Here is a 19769-nt window from a genome sequence, read left to right on the forward strand (position 1 = left end):
CTTGTGGGCTACATCAAAACCAAGCAAAGCTTCCGCGTTCTGTTCACGCCTTTTACCACCCTCCATGTAGGCAACAAAGAGTAAATCGCCTTAGGCAAAACCTTTTGAGCAGCGCCTGTTTGACATTAATGCTGTGTTATCGCCTATTTATGGCGAATAACCACACTACATAGGCGCTACCTTGCCTAAAGAACAAACAGACTGCTGTAAATTCAACCTTGAAAGGTCACATACCTTAACCTTTCAAGGTTAACACCTGTTTAATTTTCAAAGGTAACCACACGCACTGTCTGAGCTCTCATTAAGCTAATAAATCATTTAACGAAGTAAGTACTTGCTCTGATGAGGTATGCTCAATGATGAGTGCTTCACGAGTTTCAAAGTTTATTTTGAATTCAATAGCATTGTCATCTTTACGCCATTTTAGGCAACAACTATTTGTGTTTCCTGTAACACTAAACTCGCCATTAAATGCGTTATGTGTATTGCGAATAGTAATCAATTTAAGAAGCCCTTTAACCACTGGCTTTGCTAATGATTCACAGATGATATCGGCATCTAAATACGGGCGGTTAATATCGCGACCCACGTTTGATTCTGCCAATAATGTCATATCATTTTCACAAGCAAACAGTCCGCTATAATAAACTTGGGGCACACCTGGGGCAAAAAACTGGATTGCTCTTGCAACTAAGTAATCAAAATCACTCGCGCCTAAGGCATTATAATAGGTGCAATTAACTTGATATAAATCGACATTACTCGCAGCAGCCCCAGTCGCTTGGCGACTTTGGTTATTACTATTTGCGTGAATAGTCTCGACTAAGTTATCTATTTGCGCCGCATTTAAAAGGCCCGGCTTCTCGCCCATAGGACCGGCATCGATAATGCCAATGCCATCGTGTGTATCAAGCACGGTTAGGCAGTTTCGAGGTGAAATTTTAAGCCATTGCACTAATGCATCGCTATTATTAGTAAATAAGCTATGCAAAATCAGCGGTGGTAATGCAAAGTCATATACCATATTAACGCGTTTAGCGACTTCAACCTGTGTTTGGTAGTGGCTATGAATTTCAGCAATAGTTTCCATGCCTAAATCATTAGCCTGTGCTGATAACTTATCTAAATAATCAAAAGTTTGATCTAGCATAAAACAGTTAGTTCCAGCTTCTTTTATCGCATAACCTGCGGCATCTAAGCGGATGATATTGACATTATTCTGCGAAAACTTTGTCAAAACATTATCTAAATACTCAATACCTGGCGTTGACTTTACATTGATATCTATTTGATTATCAGTAAATGTTGTCCAAAACTCATACGTTTCCCCATCTTCACAGGTAATAGCCGTAAAACAACTCCCTGGACGTGGACGGTAGATTGCTTTTTGCTCTTGTTCACTCATACCACCAGGGAATACATCTTCTTTTGTTAAGAATAGATCCCAGTAATCTGATTTCTTACCATTTTTTAATACATCTTTAAACTGAAAAGACTGTGCTGAAACATGATTTACAATTAAGTCAGCCATTAAATCATAGTGTTCACCTAACGCTTGAATATCTTGCCATGTGCCAATTCGCTCATCAACAGCACTATGGTCTATCGGGTCAAACCCCGCATCACTGCCATCTATTGGATTATAAAAAGGCAGTAGATGTACACCACCAAACACATTTTTTAGCGGGCCATTGAGTAAATCGGATAAAGCATTGATGCCTTGTCCTGTGATGCGATCTGCATAGGTGATCAGTTGAACTTTATTCTTCATCATGTGTAAATACCAAGTTGAATCTTAATCGATTAAGATATATCTTTAACTAGGAAACCAATTTTTACAAGAAGTTTTTACAACTTTGATACAAAAACGGGATGGTTAAACTATCATTTTATAATTAATGTACTGAGTTAATTATAAAAATGCTTAATCACCTAACGAGGATATAAAGATGAATAAAACGCACACTCTCGTTAGCAATACTTCATTGCAACACATACGTTGGCTCACATATATGATGTTCTTTATGTTTGCTATGACCTCAGATGCAGTTGGCATGATCATCCCTGAGCTTATAAAAGAATTTAACCTAACGATGACACAAGCCAGTGCATTTCATTATGCTCCCATGGCTTTAATCGCTCTAAGCGGGCTTTTCCTTGGGTTTTTAGCTGATAGCTTTGGCCGCAAACAAACTATTATGTTGGGCTTATTACTATTTTCTATCAGCTGTTTTTTGTTTGCCGTTAGCAGCAGCTTCATTATTTTTGTATTACTTTTATGCTTAATAGGCTTAGCCATCGGTTTATTTAAAACAGGTGCACTGGCGCTACTTGGCGATATTTCACAAAGTAATAACGAGCATACAAAAACCATGAATAAGGTAGAAGGGTTCTTTGGTATAGGCGCTATTGTTGGCCCAGCTTTAGTGAGCTTTTTACTAACCCAACAAGTAAGTTGGACTTATTTATATGTCATTGCAGGTATTATGTGCTTAATTTTAGCTGTACTTGCTTGGCGTGCTGACTACCCACCCGTCGTAAAAACCACAGCAAAACCAACCTCACTTGCAACCACCATGAAGATGGTGAAAAACCCTTATGCACTGGGCTTTTCATTAGCTATCGCACTGTATGTGGCAACTGAAGTGGCTATTTATGTATGGATGCCGACCTTACTCGCAGATTACACAGGATCATGGACACTGATGGCGACATATGCTCTGACTATCTTTTTTATCCTGCGTGCCGCTGGCCGTTTTATCGCCGTGTGGTTACTTAACCGCTTTAGCTGGCAAAGTGTCATGGTTTGGCTAAGCTTAGGGATAGCTGGTTGTTATATCGGAACATTGATAGGAGGCGTCAATGCAGCAGTCCTGCTGTTGCCTCTTTCAGGCTTGTTCATGTCGATGGTATACCCAACACTAAACTCTAAGGGTATTTCATGCTTTGCGGTGCAACAACATGGTGCCGTTGCGGGTGTTATTTTGTTTTTTACCGCCTTGTCAGCGGCTTTAGCGCCTCTGTTTATGGGTATGATTAGTGACATGTTTGGACATGTAAAATATGGCTTTATTCTAGCAACAGGCTTTGCAATATTGCTCTTTGTCGCTATGTTATATAACTACTTTAAAGACCCTTCAGCGCAGGCATTGCATCACATTAACGCACAACACGATTAATTTGGTGCAAAAAAGTAATATAAAAAGTCGTTTAAAAACAATGAAAGAGCAAAAAACAAACATTTAAATACAAAAATAAGTTGCTTAATGTAAAATCTTTGTTATTTTTACTTAATCGATTAAGTAAAAATAACAAGCCCATTGGGTCAGTAATCAACGAGGCATATTATGACAACACACAACACAACACTTTATTTACTAAGCACACTTGCTTTAGCTGTTAGCCAAGGTTTATATGCGCAAGAAGCACAGCAAGAGACCGAAGCTAAAAAAGGCCTTGAAACCATTGTCGTAACCGGTGTACCAAGACGCACTACTATCATGGCTTCAAGCGTTTCAGTTAGCAGTGTTTCTTTGAATGAGATTCAAGTTGCAACTCCTCGTTCAACAGCAGAAGCCTTTAGAATCATTCCGGGTGTTCGTTCAGAATCGACCGGTGGTGAAGGTAATGCAAATATTGCTGTTCGTGGTTTACCTGTTGCCTCTGGGGGCGCAAAATTTTTGCAACTCCAAGAAGATGGCCTTCCTATTATGCAGTTTGGCGATGTTGCATTTGGTAACGCCGACATTTTTATGCGATTAGACAGCACAGTACAAACGGTGGAGTCAATTCGTGGCGGGTCAGCTTCTACCGCGGCCAGTGATGCCCCTGGCGGTATTATTAATATTATTTCAAAAACAGGTGAAGAAGAGTCTGGCTCTGTTGCGACCACAATTGGACTTGATTATGACTCGTTACGAACTGATTTTGAATACGGTACTTACTTAAACGACAGTGTGCGCTTTCATGTGGGCGGTTTTATTCGTCAAGGTGAAGGCCCTCGTGAAGCGGGTTATACCGCTAACAAAGGCGGTCAAATCAAAGCAAACCTGACAAAAGAATTTGATTCAGGCTATGTTCGCCTTTATTACAAGCATTTAGACGACCAAAGCATTGGCTACTTACCAATGCCAATGTACGCTGATGGTAGCTCAATTAAAGGGTTCGATGCACAAACAGACACGCCACATTCAGCACAGTTTCTATCTACCACTCGCTTAGATGGTAATAACCAAATTAGCCGCGGTGATATGCGCAACGGCATGAACCCGCAAGTCGACGCAGTTGGCTTTGAAGCCGTGTTTGATTTAGACAACGATTGGCGTATTGAAAACCGCTTTAGAAAATCATCCGTTAGCGGTAACTTTACTTCTTTGATCCCCGCAGAAGTTGGTAACGCAGGTGATATTGCCGCAAGTATTGCGGGCAGTGGCGCAACATTAAACTACGCAACGGGCGGTTCAAAAGGGCAAGCCTTTACAGACGACCTTGCAATGCGTATTCATACCTTCGATGTCACCATGAATGACTTTGGCTCAATCGTCAATGACTTAAAACTAACCAAAGAGCTCAGCGACGATACCAGCGTAACCCTTGGCTATTATGCATCGAGCCAAACAATTAGTATGTCGTGGCTTTGGAACTCATACCTTATGGAGCTAAAAGGCGATAATGCAGCGCTCCTTGATGTTTTTGCACAAAATGGCGATAGCTATTCTGATAGTGGATTATATGCCTATGGCACTCCTTTTTGGGGTAATTGCTGCCAACGTAACTACGACACTGATTACGAAACCCGCGCACCGTATGTTGCCTTTTCAACCAAGCTTGGTGATGTAAGCATTGATGCCAGCGCTCGTTATGACAGTGGTGAAGCACGAGGTACTTATGCTGGCGCTGTAACATCAACCGTTGATATGAATCGTGATGGAGCGATTTCAATCCCAGAACAAAATGTTGCCGGTATTGATATCAGTAATCCAAGTATAGTTGATTACGACTGGAGCTACACTTCTTACTCTGTCGGCGCTAATTATCAAATTGACTCAAGTCTTGCTGCATTTGCACGTATTAGCCAAGGTGGCCGCGCCAATGCTGACCGCTTATTGTTTGGTAAAGTTCAAGCAGATGGCTCTGTTGCTGATGAAGACGCCGTTGATGAGGTAAACCAATACGAGTTTGGTGTTAAAAAGCGTTTTGATTCACTCTCAGTATTCGCAACCGCATTCTATGCTGAAACAGAAGAACAAAATTTTGAAGCGACATCACAAAAGTTCTTTGATCGTGAATACGAAGCAAAAGGGATTGAGCTTGAATCCACCTACTTTTTAGATGCGTGGGATTTTCGCGGTAACTTTACGTGGACCGATGCTGAAATTGCAAAAGATGCGCTAACACCTGAAGTTGTGGGTAATACACCACGCCGTCAAGCTGACTTTATTTATTCATTGATGGCCCGTTACAACTTTAACAAAGGTTCTGCTGGCATGAGCTTTATTGGCACCACTGACGCCTATGCTCAGGATAATAATGATCTTAAATTTGACGGCTACACGCAGGTCAATGGCTTTGTAAGCTACGATCTAACTGAAAACCTTAACCTTGCTTTGAACGTAAACAACCTGTTCGATACTGTTGGAATTACTGAAGCTGAGGAAGGCAGCGTTCCAGATAATAATATTATTCGTGCCCGCGCCATCAATGGTCGTACAACGTCATTAACGTTAAAGTACTTATTTAACTAAACGAATACTCTCTCCCTTGTTGAGTGCCCAGCTATTTTGCTGGGCTTTTTAAGGTATTAACACATGAAAAAATTATTGAGCTTTGGCGAACTACTGATAGATATGCTGCCGGTTGATAATGACAATAGTGCCTACGCACCTATCCCTGGCGGAGCACCTGCAAATGTCGCTGTTGGGTATCAAAAATTAGGCGGTAACGCTTATTTTTGTGGTGGCATGGGCGATGATCATTTTGCACGTCAATTGCGACGCTCACTCGATCATTATCAAGTCGATACCGAGTATTTATTTACCATCGAAAAGGCACAAACAGCGCTTGTTATTGTCAGCCTGGACGAAGTGGGTGAACGTAGTTTTAATTTTTATCGTCATAACACTGCGGACTTGTTAGTAACTAAAGCACATATTGATAAAATAAATTGGTCAGCATTGAGTACATTTCATTTTTGTTCTAACACATTGACTCACAGCAACATTAACACGACGACATTGAGCGCATTACAGGCCGCTAATACCAATAACATATTAGTGAGTTTTGATGTTAATTTACGCTACAGTTTGTGGTCAGACACTGCTGATATAGCAGATCGTGTGTTTGCTTGTTACCGTTTTTGCGATGTTGTTAAATTGTCTTATGAGGAATTAACGTTTTTAGCAAAGCAAGCTGCTATTTCGCCATTAGAATACACTCAGTTACTGTTAGATGAAGGCGTCACCTTAGTGTTTTTAACTGACGGTGCTAACCCAGCTAAAGTCTATCATCAAACATTCGTTATCGAACAACCGGCCCCCCAAATTAAGCCTGTTGATACAACTTGCGCAGGCGATGCCTTTATTGCAGGCGTGCTCTATCACTTAAACCATGTCCATACAGCAGTTGAATTAACTGAAAAGTTAAACCACAGTCACTATGTGAAAGAAGCGCTGAGTTTTGGCCTTAAATGTGGCTCGAAAGCCTGTTTAATCAAAGGCGCTTTCCCTGCATTACCCTCTAAGCAGACTTTAATCGACTAAGTTTTTACCTAAAAAGGCCTGATGAGGCCTTTTTAATTACACAACCTTCGTAGTTATACATTCAAAATACAAATCACACCAATCTAAACAATCAATTTTACCGAACGACGTTCATTACATACACTGAGCTCAGTTAAAAAGCTTGCGAGGCGCAAGCGCTAAAAATACATGAGGTCGACTATGAATACTCAATTAAACAAAATTAAAAATAAACCAGCACTAACACTGAGTGCACTTGCTTTAGCCATTGCGCTTCCAACAAGTGCCAGCACAACATTAACCAAAGACAACGGTGCGCCAGTTGGCGATAATCAAAACTCTATCACCGCCGGTGAACACGGCAGCGTATTACTTGAAGACGTTCAGTTAATTCAAAAACTGCAACGTTTTGCTCGTGAACGTATACCTGAACGCGTAGTTCATGCACGTGGCACTGGTGCGCATGGGGTATTTGTTGCGAGTAAAGAATTAGATGATTTAACTATTGCAGCCCCATTTAGTGAAGCGGGTAAAGAAACTGACGTATTTGTACGTTTCTCATCGGTTATTCACTCAAAAGGAAGCCCTGAGACACTGCGTGATCCACGAGGCTTTGCTACCAAATTTTACACTGATGAAGGGAACTGGGATTTAGTGGGTAATAACCTGCCAGTATTCTTTATTCGAGATGCCATTAAATTTCCAGATATGGTGCATTCATTAAAGCCATCTCCTGTTGATAATATTCAGGATCCAAATCGATTTTTTGATTTTTTTTCGTATGAGCCAGGATCAACACACATGCTAACTTGGGTTTACAGTGATTACGGTACGCCAGCAAGCCTGCGTAAAATGGATGGCTGGGGCGTACATGCTTACAAAATGATTAATAAATCGGGCGATGTAAAATACGTTAAATTTCATTGGGTAAGCCAGCAAGGTATTGATAATTTAGACGCTAAAGCCGTGGCAAAAGTACAAAGCCAAGATTTCCAGCATTTAACCCGTGATTTATACACCGAAATAGGCAAAGGTAATTTTCCAAAATGGGATCTTTACATTAAAACATTAGATCCATCACAACTTGATGACTTTGATTACAACCCATTAGACGCCACTAAAATGTGGTTAGATGTCAAAGAAACCAAAGTCGGTACTATGACCTTAAACCGTATGCCAACTAACTTTTTTCAATCTACTGAACAAGTTGCAATGGCCCCTGCCAATATTATTCCGGGTATAGAGCCATCTGAAGACCGTTTATTACAAGGGCGTGTATTTTCGTACTCAGATACACAAATGTACCGCTTGGGTGCTAACCACCAGCAATTGCCAATAAACCGTGCAAAAGTGAATGTAGTTAACTACAACCAAGACGGCGCAATGAACTACGGCAACACAACAAGTAATGTGAACTACCAACCAAGCCACGAAAATGTAGCTGAAAACCCAATTGCCCGTAGAAGCCAAACGCAGCTGAAAGGTTATGTACAACAGGCCGCGATTAAAAAGCAACAAAACTTTGCTCAAGCAGGTGTTTTATACCGTGGTTTTAGTAAACAAGAGCGTACAAATTTAATTAATAACCTAGCAGGCGATTTAGGAAAAGTGCAAAACAGCAGTGTTAAACACAAAATGCTTAGCCACTTCTACAAAGCAGACAGTGAGTACGGTACACGTTTAACAAAAGCTGTAAAAGGCGATATTAAAATGGTTAAACAACTTGCAGCTACCTTGTAAATAGCCTGTTGTTTAAGTTAGTCCCAACTAAACGAACACTTATATAAGCAACCACAACTATGAGGAAGGGAGTAAACTCCCTCCTCTTTTTAAAAGGCGACTGTTATGCGTAATTTATTAATTATAGCAACTGTATTAATAAGCTTTACCAATAGTGTTAATGCTCAAAATACAACAGATACACAAATAACGAGTACGCAAGCTGAAAACCACAACTCGCCACAAGCACAGTACGATAGTTTACTCGCTTACTACTTTGCCGCAGCACGTACCAACGATACCGACGTAATTGAACAATTTGTAGAGGCTGGTATTCCTATCAATAGCTATAACATTAAAGGCTACACCGCGTTGATGATTGCCACTTATCATGGCAATAAAAACACTGTCAACACGCTTTTACACTTAGGCGCTAATGCCTGTTTAGAAGATAACCGTGGTAACACAGCGCTTATGGCTGCAATTTTTAGAGGTGAATTTAGTATCGCTAAAACACTCGTATCACTTGATTGCGACAACGCACACCAAAACAACGCAGGTCAAACAGCTGAACAATTTGCACATACCTTTGGCCAACAACATGTAATTGAACTATTAGCAGCAACTAATGACAAAAGCCAACCATAAAAAAAGCCCAGCGGGGAAACTGGGCTTTGAACAGTTCAAAAGTTTTAGTTAAATGTAACTGTCACTGTGTTCGAACATGCTGACTCAGTAACACATACTTGATAGTCGTAACTATCTAATGTTGCGTTACGCTCAAAATCACGATAGCGACCATTGTCAGATACTGTGTCTAGTAACTCACCATTACGGTATATGCTCACTTGCTCTGCAGCGACTGTTGGCCAAGTAAGATCAACTCGCATCGTACCCAAGCGTGTTTTATTAGCTCGTTTTAGTGACAGCTCAATTTCAACATCAGTTACTACCACTGTTTGTGTGAATGTATCGGTGAGTCCTTCACTGTCAGTGGCTGTCAGTTGCACTTCATAGCTACCAGCTTGTGCAAATGTATGTACAGGGCTGCTGTCTGTTGATGTATCACCGTCACCAAAATCCCATGCCCAACTAACAATATCATTATTGCTGTCAGTACTCGTGTTGTTAAAAGTCACCATCAGGCCTTGTGTGTCAAACTCAAAACCTGCTTGCGGAGGTTGAGGGCTCACTTCACCAATGGCACTAAAAGTAATAGACCAATTGTTTAATGTGCCAGTGTCTGCTGAAAGCGTATCTTCAACATGGAGAGTCCAATCACCTGTTGCTACTTCACCATTAAAATTAGCAAGTGTATAGCTTTGTACTAAGTCATCAGCTCCGCCTCCGGTTTGACTATGAAGCGTTGTTGCAGTACCTGCAGGTGAAGTCAGCGTTACAACCAAATCACCGATATATGTGTGTGAAATATCAATATTCGCTTGCGTTGCAAATACCGTTAATGGGTCAGCAACGGTGATCACGGAATCTATCCCATCAACATTACTATCAGGAATATCAATAGATGTGTCGTTACTGTAAGTAAAGTCATTTAAACCAACAGGATCAACTAATAAACTTACCGATTTTTGCTTCGCCAGTTCGCCTGAAGACGCATTCACAGTAAAGCTATAGCCCCCCCATTGCGTCGACTCTTGAGTAGGTACTGACAATGTAATAGCTTCACCTGGCATAGCAGTATTAGCAGATAAACTGGCACCAGCTAAATCACCCACAAGTTCAAGGTTAACAACACCATCCCACTGCGCGATTGACCCAATCTCAAATGTATAGGTTGCCACATCACCCGCGGTTATTTGCTGAGAACTTGGCGTAACTGATAATTTAAAGCTCGGCGTAGGATCTGCCTGCTCTAACGCTTGGTTCGCGTTTAAGCGTTTACCCGATACGGTTTTACCTTGCAGTTGTGCATTGTCATCACCACTGTCCATTAACAGTTGTTTGAGCTCACTGGTTGAAAGATCTGGATTGATCGATAATACCAATGCAGCCACACCCGCAACATGAGGTGTTGCCATTGACGTACCTGAATAACTTGCGTAACCATTACCTGGGACAGTTGATAGAATGGCGCTACCTGGCGCGCCTAAATCAACAGTAGTTGCACCCCATTGTGAAAAATCAGACATATTATCGCGGCTATCAGTACTAGCTACGGATAACACACTTTCGTGCTCATAATTTGCCGGATAGCTTGGGTTTTGATCGTTATCAACAGCATCATTACCCGCTGCTGCAACAAAAAGGATGTCGGCTTGTTCACTGGCTGTGATCGCATCAGCAAGTGCCTGACTAAAGCCACCACCGCCCCAGCTATTATTAAGCACACGAATATTTACACCGTCATTTTTTAAACCCACCATGTAATCAATACACTTGATTGCATTAGAAGTTGAACCACTACCTTGTGCGTCCAAAAACTTACAACCAACAATTGCAGCATCATGGTTTACACCCACTACCCCGTTATTGTTATTACCTGTGGCACCAATAGTACCTGACACGTGCGTACCATGGCCTTGATCATCCATTGGATCACCTGCACTAGTAATCGCATTAATACCATAAATATCATCAACATAACCGTTATTATCATTATCAATACCATCACCTGCAATTTCACCTGGGTTAACCCACATGTTTGCAGTTAAATCACTGTGACTATAATCAACACCAGTATCAATTACACCCACAACAACATCTTTACCACCCGTGGTAATAGACCATGCCTCTAATGCATCAATATCGGCATCAGCAGTACCACCCGTTTGTCCTTCATTATGGAGGCCCCATAATTGTGAAAAATCAGGATCATTGGGTGTATTAGCAATACTTACACGGTAATCGGGCTCAACATACTCAATCGCGCTATGCGTTTGTAGTAGCTTGATAGCCTCTTTGGTACTCATTCCTGTTACTTCAAACTTAGCTAAACGCCCTGACAAAATAGACGAATAATTATCATCAACTCCATCTTTATTCAAATCACTGATTTTAGCCTTTACCAAACTACGCGCTTGTAACCGAATAGCCTGTGACGTACCTTTTTTATACATGACTAACAATGAGTCTTGGCTCGCTTGAATAGAAGACTGCGCAGAAATATTCGTTACTTGTGCTGCTGCAAGACATGGCAAAATAGCCAAGCTTAAAATAGATAATTTAGTTTTCATTTACTGTATCCATAGTTAGAAAAATTAACTCAATGCAAAAGTGCAACTAAGTTTTGTTAACTTCACTACTTTGAAAAATATTACATGGCAAGATCAATAAATGACCACAAAAAAGAAAACACACAAGAAAAATTATGACCGCAACTGTAAAACCATTCTTTAACATGGGTTTTACCCATAACCTTCAAGAAAACCCATTCATTTTTACTGGTAAATCTATAGCTGCTCGACTACGCCAGTCTCATCATTTTTTACCAGTTACCAACAACAAAAACTTAACAAATTAGCAACATCAAATTAAGTCTTTGAAATTAAATGAAAATAAAAACCCTAAAAAAAGATGATTTAAGTCATTTCGATAACACAATACAGTAAATCGTCAGTTGATTTCGGCTCGCTTTTAAATAACACACAATACAGCACCGCCATCAACATAACTCTTCACCTCTTTGATGAATGAGTATTTTGCTCTTGATATTACAAAACTTAAATCGGCAAGGCATGCCGAACACAATGCAGGAATTGGCGGTATACCCATCAAGTCACTGCGCTAATAATTATAAGTTAAGGAAAAATCATGACATTGAAAAAATCTTTATTAACATGTGCAATCGCAGTTGCGTTGAGCTCAAGCTTTGTTGCACACGCAAATATAGAAGATAAAAATCAATCAACTTCGGTACTAGCAAGCCAAGTCTCAAGTACTGCGGTAGGAAATGTTCTAACAATTGAACAAACATCATTACAAGGTATAGGCAATGATGCCACCGTAACACAACAAGGCGATGGCCTTGAGGCTAACGTAAAAAGTTTAGGCGATAACAACAGTATTGCGGTCGATCAAAAACAAATTCAAAATCTATCACTAACTTATACTGTCGGTGACAACAATACGTTAAGCCACAGCCAAGACGGTGAACTCAATGGCGCATTATCAGACGTAACAGGTAACGACAACACGATTGATGTCGCACAATATGGCAGTGGCTTTTTTGGCATTAATAATGAAGCTATCAACATCATCCAAGGTGATAACAATGATGTTGCAGTTACGCAACAAGACGGTGGCCATTGGTTCTATAATCTAGACTTACAAGGAAACGATAATACTCTTAGCGCATCACAATCAGGGTTATTAAACGAAGCAAAAATTGCATTGATCAGCGGTGATGAAAACTCAGTTGAAGTCAATCAAATTGGTCTGTTTAATGCTTTTGCAATTGACGAGCTTGTTGGCAACGAAAATGAGCTTTCAATCGACCAAGATGGTAATTTCAATGACGTTACAATCACTTCACTGCGTGGTGATGATAACCGCTTAGAAGTAGAGCAAGCCGGTGATTCTAACAAAGCAACTTTCGCTGATGTAGAAGGCGATGACAATAGACTCTCAATAGATCAAGAAGGTAATAACAACGTATTTACTTCTGATTTATTTGCAGGCACTGATAATGAAGTATCAGTAAATCAACAACAAAATGACAACCAAGTTGGCGCTGATGTTGTTGGTGATAATAACGAACTCACCGTTGTACAAAACGGTTCTACAAATGAAACATATTTAGGTGTTATTGGTTCAAATAACGAATTCATGAGTAACCAAATTGGTAATGAAAATAGCGCACACATTGCCAACTTTAATGGCGAAGGTAATGATGTAGACCTCGCTCAAGCGGGTGATATGAATACCGCGTTAATTCAGTCTTCGTACCCAGATACTACAATTGCATCAAATAACAACGACATCAACATTTACCAACTAGGCACTGCGAATGAAGCAGTTGTTACTTTTGGTAGCGTAATTGATAGCAATAACAACAGCGTTGATTTTTCTCAAAACGGTGAACTCAATGCGATTGATTTAGTAATGGAAGGTAATAACCATTCAATCGATATTTCCCAAGAAGGCGACATGAATATGGTGGCTGGAATTGGTAGCGGCGCATTTATTATCGGCGGCGATAATATCAATTTCGAAGTTACTCAAGTAGGTAACGGTAACCTTGTTGAAGGATCAATCATTAACTCAAATAGTTCTGTGATCATCACCCAAGTAGGTGATTTCAACACAGCAACCATTACACAAGAGTAAGGATATAGGGGGGTTATCGCCCCCCTATACGTTATACCATGTTAATTAAAACACTTATGACTTCATTTAGCTTGCTGTGTGTATTGACCTACAGCGCTTTTTCACATGGTACTGATGAATTAGAAATAGATGGTTTGGTACTTGATCGCAGTATTAGCCGCTTTGGTCATCAATTTTATTTTGAATTTTCTAACTTATGGCGCGATCTCCCTTCAACTGCGGGTTTTAACGTCGAAATAAAAGAAACTGTGTTACCTCGCGCTGGCACTCAACTTACCCTTATGATGAATAATCAAACTGTTTACGTAACCTATTTAGGACGTCGACTTGAACCAATTAGTGATCGCGTTGAGCACGCACTCTATGGCGTTATGGATGCAATGGCACGCTCAAATTTACACAAAGCTTCGCCAGATATGGCAAAAAACGGATGGTAAAATGACTCCCAATTTTATGAAATATATAATAACAATTATTACAACGGTTTTTTCTTTCACCTTGTGTGCAACCGAGCTTGTCTATACCCCAATAAACCCTAGTTTTGGCGGTAGCCCATTAAACGCTAATATGTTGCTCAATAAAGCGCAATCACAAAATAAACATAAAGCCCCGATTATAGAGCAAAGTTATGCTGAAAAATTTCAAGATTCCTTAGAGCGTACGTATTTAAATCGTATGGTACGTGAAATCACAGATATTGCTTTTGGCGAGGATATTGATGACAGTATTTTTAATCAAGATTCTATTTTCTTAAGCGGGGATTATGAGATTCAAGTGATCACTAGTACTGTTGATTCAATAACAGTACGTATTACCAACACCACTGATGGCAGCATTGTAGTTATTGAAGTCCCGAGGTTTAGCTAAATGAAAAAATTATCAATTACAGCATTTGCCATTGCATTATCTGCTCTTTTATCAGCATGTAGTAATGTGGGCCACTTGATCCCACCATCTAAAGAGTTAGCCGCTACTTTAGCACCTACTGATACCTTTACAGCACTGCAACAACTCCCTAAGCCAGCAGGTAGCATTGCCGTTTCTGTGTATTCGTTTCGCGATCAAACAGGTCAGTATAAACCACAAGGGAATGTGAGTTCATTTTCTACCGCCGTCACGCAAGGTGCAAATTCAATTTTAATGCAAGCACTGCATGAGTCTAATTGGTTTATCCCTGTTGAACGAGAAGGCTTACAAAATATACTAACAGAGCGAAAAATCATTCGCGCTTCTCAAGCAGATCAACCCAATGCTGTTGAACTCCCACCTTTAACGACGGCAAAAATAATCTTAGAAGGGGGTATTATTAGCTACGACACCAATGTAAAAACAGGTGGATTTGGCATGGAATATTTTGGCATTGGCGCATCAGAGCTATACCGAGAAGATGCAATCTCTATTTATTTACGTGCCGTAGATGTACGTACAGGACAAGTTTTACTTTCGGTTGCTACAAGCAAAAAAGTACTTAGCCAAGAAATGCGGGCAGGCTTTTTCCGTTATGTCAGCTACAAACGTTTAGCCGAAGCTGAAGCAGGCTACAGCGATAACGAGCCAATGAGTATTTGCGTCACTCAGGCAATTGAAAAAGCCCTCAGCGATTTAGTCATTAAAGGCATTGATAAAGGAATATGGGCAACAAAGCGTAGTTAATCTTTCCCCAACAACAGCCTTAGTAAATAGTTAAATCTATTGCCAAGGCTGTATCTAAATAGATAATCTTCGCTAGTAATTATTACCAACTGCAATGCATAATCCTGCGATGCAAAAAAAGAATATCCACGAAAAATGCTTACCTCGGGTAAACGTTAGCGACATAATACCACTTAGGATAAATACCACAGCAATAATGTGCAGAATATCAATGCTATAATTGCCACTTGGGTACAGTATAAAGTAGATGATCGCCGCAAATCCCCACCAAGCAATGGTAGTTAAATGCCAAGCGAAACGTAATACACGCTTTGTAAACCAATCACTGCCAAGTAATTTTGGTAAATTGTCGCGTTTAAATAAGCGGATCAAAATATACTTTTCACCCAAGTATGAGTGAACTATTCCGCAAAATAACAATAAAAGTGCAGCTGCCTCTAACATAATGATCCTTCAGTAATCTAACAACTAAAACGTGGCACATGATCTTAAAGTAACTTGGCTAACACAGCAAGTTCGCTGTCATCAGCACGCTCGTAATCATGAGATGATAAATAGCCTTCATATTTTTCTATAAAGGGCCCGAATGTTGGTTCTATATGATGAAATTCAGATCCACTTCCCGTACCATGCATAGGTGATAATTTACTATGTAGATGATCAATTTCATAGCCTTCTAAAAACATACCTGTTCGCCCTACTCCATCGAGTACAGAGTCTAAAATAAGCGCTACTTTTTTAGTTGCGACTATAAGTTTTTCAAGAACTTGATCCGGTTGTGCAAAGGCATAACTTGAAAGGTGCTGTTTAGGGATCACAACCGTGGCCCCTTTCGTGTTTGGGTAAATAGTTAAAAAAGCCAAATGTTCATCGTCTTCCCACACTTTGTGGCAAGGTTCTTTGCCAGCGACAATATCGCAAAAAATACACGTATTCATGCTATTTCCTATCTACTCAATAACTATAAAAAGCATTTAATCATGCAACGGCAATCTAACCGCCATATAACGCTGTGCCCAATTAGCAAGTTCAATACGATTACGTGAGCTGGTTTTTTTAAACGCACTATACAGGTGCGTTTTCACCGTGTGATCACTGATATTTAATCGATCAGCAATATCATGATTACTGGCACCTTGAGCTAGTAAGTATATAACTGATTTTTCACGTTTAGTTAAATTAACTAATTGCTCGTGTGTGCTATCGATATTGAGGGTATTTGACTGTTCATTATTTGTGACCATCGCGAGGATTTCAATGAAAGTAGATGAAATGATCTTACGGCTAAACCACAATTCATCATTAATTATGCGGACTAATCCTTTAAATACATTTTCTGGTGCGTCATGATCATAAAACACACCTTTAAAATTATTAAGCAATAGGTTTTTTTCACATGTTGCATCAGGATTAGCATTAAAAACAATAACAGGGCGTAATTTTGCTAGCATAATTAAATCAGCGGGCACTAAATCTTGCCAATTACTGCCGGCACTGTCGACTAAATAAAGGTCAAAATCATGGCGCTCACTCGTATGCGGCAAGCAGTCTTCCATTTTAACCTTGCCAAAAAACGCCTCTAGTATTTTTATCAAGTAAGAGTAGCTTTGTGTTTGAGGGCGTACGTTTTGAACTGTTTTTATAAATACAGAAGTCGGTTGAATCATCTGCTTTCGTCCTTGAAATATTTTATTCACAATACCCAATTAAATAACAACATTCAACCGTTATCTATTGATTAATACTATGATATATATAGTGTTTACAAGGATAGACGTCTAGCTATTTAGATTGAGACCGCAAAGTAATATACTCTACAAATATAGTTTATTAAGAACCAGCCAAAAAGACTAACCTATAAAACCGCGAAGTCACGCCATTTGTCCAGCCAAACCTTTGCTGTACACTGTATTCACCGCCACCAGCACGGTTATCTGGTTCGCATAAACTAGACAGCCACTTTAATTGAGTAAATAAAACTGCGCTACTAAGTTTACTCTTTTGGGCTAAAAGTTTATCTCTTCTTGCATTCAAGTATCAAACTTTAGGATGGGTGTCATCTTTGTTTGTTTATTTTCCTGCTCTTTAACGTTAGCGTTTGCATCCATACACGCATTTCGCCAAGCCGATACTTGTTCCACATAAAGACCTTTACTTCGGCAATATTCCGCTAACTCAGCTTGATTTAAAGAGGCTGTTTCCAACACGACTGAAAATTTATTTGCTGATGACCACTGCTCAGCATTCTTTCCATTACCTGGCACTAAATGCCCCTTATCGATTGCTTGTTTTCGCCAATTATACAAGGTTGATTCACCAATACCCATCTCGATAGATAATTGGGCTATTGCTATATTATTTGGAGGCATCATCTTCTGAAGAGCCGACTCTTTGCTTTGCGCTGAATAATGTTTCATTGTTACTCCACACCCTCTATTTAATGGTTAAATATTAAGCGCGACAACTAGTCTGACAGAGAGGGGTATGTACTCTTTAGTATTTTTTAACTAACATTTCGTAAAGCAGGTTATTTTAATCTGATTTGAAAAGTTCTCTGAACATACGGTCTGGATTTTTTAAAAAAGCTTGTGTTATTTGATACGCTTCAGTGTCCTTATAATCAACGCACTCAAAACCGGACTCAGATATTTGATAAATACTAGCTCCTGGATAAGCAAGGAGAATAGGTGAGTGTGTAGCAATAATAAATTGTGAATTATTTTTAACTAGCTCATTTATAATTGCCATAAAAGTCATTTGTCTAGTCGGTGAAAGTGAAGCTTCCGGCTCATCCAAAATAAACATACTATTTCCTGAAAACCTGTTCAATATTAAGCTTAAAAAAGATTCGCCATGAGACTGTTCATGCAATGATTTCCCCCCATAACTAGGTAACAATGATTTCAGACCATACCTATTCAATTCGTCAATATTTGAAGCTACGTTATAGAAACTTTCCGCACGATAAAAAAAACCATCTTTAGGCCTTGAGAGAAAAAATTTTAGTTTTAAATAATCGTGTAATTCTGAGTGCGTATGCTGAGTGGAAAAGTTAAAATTCTTAGTACCACCTTCACTGTTATACCCCAAAGCAATAGCAATAGCTTCTATGATAGTCGATTTCCCACTTCCATTTTCGCCAACTAAGAAGGTTACGTTTGCCCTCTCTGTCAGACTAGTTGTCGCGCTTAATATTTAACCATTAAATAGAGGGTGTGGAGTAACAATGAAACATTATTCAGCGCAAAGCAAAGAGTCGGCTCTTCAGAAGATGATGCCTCCAAATAAATTTTAACCACAAACATAGCGGTATTAAATATATAACCCCTCACCAAAGACATTCTGGGGTGGCAAGTGAAGTGTTGGCAAAGAGAAAAGAAGTGTATCAACGTGCTAAGGAGCAAACGCCTGAGCGATGGAGTGGTGACATCCGCAACTGGGATTTACCAGAAAAAGTGCACCTAAACCCCGAACGTGAAATCGTCAACGTGGAGAGTGCATAACGTAGTGATCGCGACAACTAGTTTGACAAACACCGTTTGACGGAAATGTTAATTTACTAAAATTAGATATTGAAGCAATATTGAATGGATATTGATCCCAGTTTTTGACCTTTTCGCGTTCGAGGATTATTTCATTCAAAAACAACTGTTAAATTCCTATTTTTGTAAAAGCAATGAGCACTTAATATATATCTAAACTATAACATATAATAATTATTCGTAATTAGCGAAAATGCCTTTTTAATACGAAATAAACTAGACCGCCACTTTAATTGAGTAAATAAAACTGCGCTACTAAGTTTACTCTTTTGGGCTAAAAGTTTATCTCTTCTTGCATTCAAGTATCAAACTTTAGGATGGGTGTCATCTTTGTTTATTTCAAAACTGCGCTACTAAGTTTACTCTTTTGGGCTAAAAGTTTATCTCTTCTTGCATTCAAGTATCAAACTTTAGGATGGGTGTCATCTTTGTTTGCAAAAAATACAAACTTTAGGATGGGTGTCCTTTTTATTTTTTTTTTAGGATGAGTACAATCTTTATTTCTCAACGTGAAATGCAGTGATAATACTTTGTATCAACCAAACTTACTTGGCGCTTTCTTGCAGTTGCCATGCATCAACCTGTTCATTTCTAATACTAATTAAAAGCCAGTAAAAAATATGAAAAATACAAACTTTAGGATGGGTGTCATCTTTATTAATTTAGGGCGCGGCAACGAAATAGCCATTAGACGCCGGATATATGTCATAGGACCGTTACCTTTATTAGTAAAAACTCGCTGGCGCGGTGATCATCATGTAATAACAAAAATGTACTGTAAAAGAATAAAAAACCACCTGAAAATTTGACTCAGGCGGAGTGACCATATATG

15 protein-coding genes and 4 pseudogenes are annotated in these 19769 nt (G+C 39.5%); 10 read left to right on the forward strand and 9 right to left on the reverse strand.

From position 1 onward, the window contains the following. Positions 1 to 301: 301 nt before the first annotated feature. Positions 302 to 1774 carry a sucrose phosphorylase gene (gtfA, locus tag ACJJVX_RS02310; RefSeq protein ID WP_405629902.1) on the reverse strand — a complete coding sequence of 491 codons (1473 nt, stop codon included), beginning with the start codon at positions 1772 to 1774 and terminating at the stop codon, positions 302 to 304. Positions 1775 to 1949: 175 nt separating this feature from the next. Here gtfA and ACJJVX_RS02315 point away from each other — a divergent pair, with 175 nt between their 5' ends. The 5 genes from ACJJVX_RS02315 (at position 1950) to ACJJVX_RS02335 (ending at position 9104) form a co-directional block, all read left to right on the forward strand. Next, positions 1950 to 3179 carry a sugar MFS transporter gene (locus ACJJVX_RS02315; protein ID WP_054452210.1) on the forward strand — a complete coding sequence of 410 codons (1230 nt, stop codon included), beginning with the start codon at positions 1950 to 1952 and terminating at the stop codon, positions 3177 to 3179. A gap of 168 nt (positions 3180 to 3347) precedes the next feature. Then, a complete protein-coding gene (locus ACJJVX_RS02320) occupies positions 3348 to 5744 on the forward strand; it encodes a TonB-dependent receptor (RefSeq protein WP_135474357.1) in 2397 nt (798 codons plus the stop codon). Between the two features lie 63 nt (positions 5745 to 5807). Continuing rightward, positions 5808 to 6758 carry a carbohydrate kinase gene (locus tag ACJJVX_RS02325; protein ID WP_405629905.1) on the forward strand — a complete coding sequence of 317 codons (951 nt, stop codon included), beginning with the start codon at positions 5808 to 5810 and terminating at the stop codon, positions 6756 to 6758. 180 nt (positions 6759 to 6938) lie between these two features. Then, complete coding sequence (locus ACJJVX_RS02330; protein ID WP_405629908.1) at positions 6939 to 8477, forward strand: catalase; 1539 nt, start codon at positions 6939 to 6941, stop codon at positions 8475 to 8477. A gap of 105 nt (positions 8478 to 8582) precedes the next feature. Then, positions 8583 to 9104 (forward strand): ankyrin repeat domain-containing protein, encoded by a 522-nt coding sequence (locus tag ACJJVX_RS02335; protein WP_054452218.1) that lies wholly within the window; start codon positions 8583 to 8585, stop codon positions 9102 to 9104. 44 nt (positions 9105 to 9148) lie between these two features. On the opposite strand, the gene ACJJVX_RS02340 is transcribed toward ACJJVX_RS02335, so the two are convergent. Further along, positions 9149 to 11650: a S8 family serine peptidase gene (locus ACJJVX_RS02340; protein WP_405629911.1), complete on the reverse strand. Its 2502-nt coding sequence runs from the start codon at positions 11648 to 11650 to the stop codon at positions 9149 to 9151. Between the two features lie 577 nt (positions 11651 to 12227). On the opposite strand from ACJJVX_RS02340, the gene ACJJVX_RS02345 reads away from it, so the two are divergent. The 4 genes from ACJJVX_RS02345 to ACJJVX_RS02360 are packed head-to-tail and all read left to right on the forward strand — an operon-like array spanning position 12228 to position 15395. Further along, on the forward strand, positions 12228 to 13742 hold the full coding sequence (locus ACJJVX_RS02345) for a curlin (RefSeq protein ID WP_405629914.1): 1515 nt from the start codon (positions 12228 to 12230) through the stop codon (positions 13740 to 13742). 56 nt (positions 13743 to 13798) lie between these two features. Further along, positions 13799 to 14179, forward strand: a complete 381-nt coding sequence (locus tag ACJJVX_RS02350; protein WP_405630302.1) for a curli production assembly/transport protein CsgE — start codon at positions 13799 to 13801, stop codon at positions 14177 to 14179. 16 nt (positions 14180 to 14195) lie between these two features. Further along, positions 14196 to 14609 carry a curli assembly protein CsgF gene (locus ACJJVX_RS02355; RefSeq protein WP_054204189.1) on the forward strand — a complete coding sequence of 138 codons (414 nt, stop codon included), beginning with the start codon at positions 14196 to 14198 and terminating at the stop codon, positions 14607 to 14609. Next, the gene (locus ACJJVX_RS02360; RefSeq protein ID WP_405629918.1) at positions 14610 to 15395 is read left to right on the forward strand and encodes a CsgG/HfaB family protein; all 786 of its coding nucleotides are present in this window, start codon (positions 14610 to 14612) and stop codon (positions 15393 to 15395) included. A gap of 72 nt (positions 15396 to 15467) precedes the next feature. On the opposite strand, the gene ACJJVX_RS02365 is transcribed toward ACJJVX_RS02360, so the two are convergent. The 6 genes and pseudogenes from ACJJVX_RS02365 to ACJJVX_RS02390 form a co-directional block, all read right to left on the reverse strand. Beyond that, positions 15468 to 15839 carry a hypothetical protein gene (locus ACJJVX_RS02365; protein WP_405629920.1) on the reverse strand — a complete coding sequence of 124 codons (372 nt, stop codon included), beginning with the start codon at positions 15837 to 15839 and terminating at the stop codon, positions 15468 to 15470. A 44-nt stretch (positions 15840 to 15883) separates the two neighbouring features. Next, positions 15884 to 16333, reverse strand: a complete 450-nt coding sequence (locus ACJJVX_RS02370; RefSeq protein WP_405629923.1) for an HIT family protein — start codon at positions 16331 to 16333, stop codon at positions 15884 to 15886. 36 nt (positions 16334 to 16369) lie between these two features. Then, positions 16370 to 17062: a helix-turn-helix transcriptional regulator gene (locus tag ACJJVX_RS02375; RefSeq protein ID WP_054204154.1), complete on the reverse strand. Its 693-nt coding sequence runs from the start codon at positions 17060 to 17062 to the stop codon at positions 16370 to 16372. Positions 17063 to 17225: 163 nt separating this feature from the next. Continuing rightward, positions 17226 to 17333 (reverse strand): annotated as a pseudogene (locus ACJJVX_RS02380) (trehalase family glycosidase); the annotation flags it as partial. Positions 17334 to 17461: 128 nt separating this feature from the next. Further along, positions 17462 to 17812, reverse strand: a pseudogene (locus ACJJVX_RS02385) (transposase); the annotation flags it as partial. Positions 17813 to 17927: 115 nt separating this feature from the next. Continuing rightward, a complete protein-coding gene (locus tag ACJJVX_RS02390) occupies positions 17928 to 18590 on the reverse strand; it encodes an AAA family ATPase (RefSeq protein ID WP_405630305.1) in 663 nt (220 codons plus the stop codon). 92 nt (positions 18591 to 18682) lie between these two features. On the opposite strand from ACJJVX_RS02390, the pseudogene ACJJVX_RS02395 reads away from it, so the two are divergent. After that, a pseudogene (locus ACJJVX_RS02395) lies at positions 18683 to 18898 on the forward strand (IS3 family transposase); the annotation flags it as partial. Positions 18899 to 19444: 546 nt separating this feature from the next. Here the strand turns inward: ACJJVX_RS02395 and ACJJVX_RS02400 are convergent. Beyond that, positions 19445 to 19510, reverse strand: a pseudogene (locus tag ACJJVX_RS02400) (Mobile element protein); the annotation flags it as partial. Positions 19511 to 19769: the final 259 nt, after the last annotated feature.

The sequence above is a fragment of the Pseudoalteromonas sp. Ld20 genome, from assembly GCF_045064175.1.
Lineage (GTDB): Bacteria > Pseudomonadota > Gammaproteobacteria > Enterobacterales > Alteromonadaceae > Pseudoalteromonas > Pseudoalteromonas neustonica.

Excerpts from the sequence above, each read along its gene's own strand:
- gtfA (WP_405629902.1), bottom strand. The coding sequence starts at position 1,774 with ATGATGAAGAATAAAGTTCAACTGATCACCTATGCAGATCGCATCACA.
- ACJJVX_RS02315 (WP_054452210.1), top strand. The coding sequence starts at position 1,950 with ATGAATAAAACGCACACTCTCGTTAGCAATACTTCATTGCAACACATA.
- ACJJVX_RS02320 (WP_135474357.1), top strand. The coding sequence starts at position 3,348 with ATGACAACACACAACACAACACTTTATTTACTAAGCACACTTGCTTTA.
- ACJJVX_RS02325 (WP_405629905.1), top strand. The coding sequence starts at position 5,808 with ATGAAAAAATTATTGAGCTTTGGCGAACTACTGATAGATATGCTGCCG.
- ACJJVX_RS02330 (WP_405629908.1), top strand. The coding sequence starts at position 6,939 with ATGAATACTCAATTAAACAAAATTAAAAATAAACCAGCACTAACACTG.
- ACJJVX_RS02335 (WP_054452218.1), top strand. The coding sequence starts at position 8,583 with ATGCGTAATTTATTAATTATAGCAACTGTATTAATAAGCTTTACCAAT.
- ACJJVX_RS02340 (WP_405629911.1), bottom strand. The coding sequence starts at position 11,650 with ATGAAAACTAAATTATCTATTTTAAGCTTGGCTATTTTGCCATGTCTT.
- ACJJVX_RS02345 (WP_405629914.1), top strand. The coding sequence starts at position 12,228 with ATGACATTGAAAAAATCTTTATTAACATGTGCAATCGCAGTTGCGTTG.
- ACJJVX_RS02350 (WP_405630302.1), top strand. The coding sequence starts at position 13,799 with ATGACTTCATTTAGCTTGCTGTGTGTATTGACCTACAGCGCTTTTTCA.
- ACJJVX_RS02355 (WP_054204189.1), top strand. The coding sequence starts at position 14,196 with ATGAAATATATAATAACAATTATTACAACGGTTTTTTCTTTCACCTTG.
- ACJJVX_RS02360 (WP_405629918.1), top strand. The coding sequence starts at position 14,610 with ATGAAAAAATTATCAATTACAGCATTTGCCATTGCATTATCTGCTCTT.
- ACJJVX_RS02365 (WP_405629920.1), bottom strand. The coding sequence starts at position 15,839 with ATGTTAGAGGCAGCTGCACTTTTATTGTTATTTTGCGGAATAGTTCAC.
- ACJJVX_RS02370 (WP_405629923.1), bottom strand. The coding sequence starts at position 16,333 with ATGAATACGTGTATTTTTTGCGATATTGTCGCTGGCAAAGAACCTTGC.
- ACJJVX_RS02375 (WP_054204154.1), bottom strand. The coding sequence starts at position 17,062 with ATGATTCAACCGACTTCTGTATTTATAAAAACAGTTCAAAACGTACGC.